We start from the raw sequence: 2230 nt of genomic DNA on the forward strand, positions 1-2230 counted from the left end.
CAACGATTTCGTCGGCGCGACCGAATCGGTCGAGGGCAAGCACGGCCTGCTCGCCGGCTATACCGACGACGCGCATCCGGACAAGGCGGTCGCCGAGCTCGGCAAGACCTACGAGACCATGAAGATCGGGGTGAAGCCGTATCCGAGCTGCCGCTACACCCATGCCGCGATCGACGCGCTGATCGCGATGCGGCGCGAGCACAATCTGACCCCTAGCCAGGTCAAGCGCGTGGAGATCGGTTTGCATCGCAACGGCATCACCCTGACCGGCGATGCCGCGACCAAGCGGCACCCGCGCTCGATCGTCGGCGGCCAGTTTTCGATGTTCTTCACCGGCGCGCTCGCGCTCGACCAGGGCTCGTTCGGCTGGGACGATTACAGCCGGCTCGGCGATGCCGCGATCGACGCGCTCGCCGACAAGTTCGACGTGGTGCAGGACGACCGCCTCGAGATCGGCCGCACCCACCCCTTTGGCGCGCGCGTGAGCATCACGACGGATGATGGCGTGCACGAGCGGCTCTACGCCGATCCATCCGGAGAACCGACCTCGTTCCCGGATACGCAGGCGATGCAACAGAAATTTCTGACGCTGGCCCGCCCCGTGCTGGACGCGCGCGCTGAAAAGTTTGCCGATGCGATCATGACGCTGGAGCGGTTCGACCGCGTGGCGCAGGCGACGGAATTGGGGCGGTAGGGCTCTCTCAGCGCGACCGCTGTACCCTCTCCCCTTGTGGGACCCCTTGTGGGAGAGGGTGGCTCGCCGCACAGCGGCGAGACGGGTGAGGGGTCTCTCTCCGCTCGCACTTCTCTCGCATTTGAGTCTGCGGAGGCATACCCCTCATCCGGCGCTTCGCGCCACCTTCTCCCACAAGGGGAGGAGGGAAGAGAGTGCGCCTCACACCATCGATCAATCCCCTCCCGCCAGTTTCCCCCTCTCGCGCGTGGCCGACACCACATCGCGCACGAGATCGAACACGCCGTCGGCTTGGGGCGGTGCGTTTGGCGAACGACCGAGGCGCACGATCACCAGCTGCTCCGACGGGATCACGATGGTGTACTGCCCGATCGTGCCCTTGGCGAAGAAGGCATCGCGCGGCCAGCCGTGCTCCACGCGAAAATTTGCGCCGAAGCTGTCGCCCTGGTTGGTCCAGAAGCCGGCGCCGATGCCGACCCATGCATTCGGCGTGGCGGTCGCCGAATAGTTCACCCAGCCTTCCGGCAGGATGCGCTTGCCGCCGGCGACGCCGTCATTGAGATAGAGCTGGCCGAAACGGGCCCAGTCGCGCGCTGAGGCGAGCATCTCGGTCGACCCTTCGATCGTGCCCGAGCCATCGAGCTGAAGCACGACGTCGCGCATGCCGAGCGGGGCGAACAATTCGCGGCGCGCGAAGCGTAGCGCGTCTTCCGGCGTGCCGCCGGCCGCACCGCGGATCAGATGCGACAGAATGAGGATGTTGCCGTCGTGATAATTCCACACCGTGCCGGGCGCGGTCTCCAGCGGAATCGTCTCGGCATAGGCCGCCATGTCGGACTCGACGAACTTCATCCGGTTGACCGGCTCGAAGGCGGAGAGAAGCGAAGCCTGCAACGAGCTGCCGAGCGCTAGGCCCGCGGTGTGGCGCAGCAGCTGGTCGACGGTGATGACGTGGCGGGGATCACCGGGGTCCTTCCAGGCCGCGACCGGCGCAGGACCTTCGAGCTTCAGCTTGCCCTGGCGCACCAGAACGCCGATTAGTGCGGAGACCACAGATTTTGTCATGGAGAAGCCGAGCAGCGGCGTTTGCGGACCGATGCCGTCCGCATAGCGCTCCGCGATGACGCGGCCCCGCTTCATCACGACCACCGCGCGGGTATGCCGGTAAGGCGGCTGCACAGGCTCGGCGAAGGCGCGCTCGATCGCGGCGGCAAGCGACGGGCTTTGCGGCGGCACGATTCCGGGGCCGGCGATCTCAGGCAGCAGCGCGGGCTGCTTGTCGGTCGCGGGCGGCTCGACGACGGCGATTCCCACGCCATGGTCGAGCGTGCAGCCGAGCCCCTCGCGATAGACGGCACGGCTGCGTCCGAGGCCGAACAGCGTCACCGTGACGTCCTTGCGGATCCGATCGACCTGGTAGTCCATCGCCCAGGCGATCAGGCCGGTCCCGGGCATGGCATCAGTGGTCTCGTTAAAGGTGCGCTGCGGGTCGAGGCCGGAGACAAACGTCTCGGAGCACAGGATGTCGGCGACGAA

General features: G+C 66.8%; 1 protein-coding gene and 1 pseudogene. One reads left to right on the top strand and one right to left on the bottom strand.

The features are described from left to right. Positions 1–694 (top strand): annotated as a pseudogene (locus tag JHD07_RS33190) (MmgE/PrpD family protein); the annotation flags it as partial. Positions 695–907: 213 nt separating this feature from the next. Here JHD07_RS33190 and JHD07_RS33195 read toward each other — a convergent pair. Further along, positions 908–2230: serine hydrolase (locus JHD07_RS33195; RefSeq protein ID WP_291629818.1), on the bottom strand; the 1323-nt coding region annotated here is incomplete at its 5' end.

This window comes from Bradyrhizobium sp. (genome assembly GCF_016462955.1).
Taxonomy (GTDB): Bacteria; Pseudomonadota; Alphaproteobacteria; order Rhizobiales; family Xanthobacteraceae; genus Bradyrhizobium.